We start from the raw sequence: 505 nt of genomic DNA, 5'->3' as shown, positions 1-505 counted from the left end.
TGTTTTACATGGCTGTCCGGCATGTGCTCTTTCTGGGTTGAGAAGCCACCGTCGTTTGCTGATTTAGCGTGCTGTGTCACCAGTTGATTGTGATGATAGATGCTGACCACACTGCCACTTGCCTCGATGGTCACCGTGTTGCCTACTAAGGTGTGCGGTACAGAGTAAGCGTGCTTTTGGTACAGCACATGGTAATCCGGCCCCACCTTTGCTCGTTTACTGTCGATGTACTCATACGTAGTGCCAGGCAGTGCCATCAAGGCTGGCTTATCAAGCAGTTCAAATTGCTCACGGCGAGAGCCTGGATGTAAGCGCTGCGGCCGATTATTTAGCTCTTCCATTAACACTTTGATACGTGCGTTAAGGCCCGCTAAGGTGTAAAAACACTCCCGTCGTAATCGCATTAATATCCAGCGTTCAACAATCAGTACCGCATTTTCTGCTTTGGCTTTATCTTTCGGTTTGTAAGGTCTTGCCGGAACGATAGCGCAGCCGTAATGCCGCG

Annotated in this window: 1 protein-coding gene; it reads right to left on the bottom strand. The window is 49.9% G+C overall.

Annotation, left to right across the window (positions count from 1 at the left end):
• Positions 1-505 (bottom strand): Mu transposase domain-containing protein (locus tag GTH32_RS19330; protein WP_163088828.1); only part of this gene is annotated, 505 nt, incomplete at both ends.

This window comes from Alteromonas profundi (assembly GCF_010500865.1).
Taxonomy (GTDB): Bacteria; Pseudomonadota; Gammaproteobacteria; order Enterobacterales; family Alteromonadaceae; genus Alteromonas; species Alteromonas profundi.
This window is presented reverse-complemented; position numbering and strand designations above follow the sequence as displayed.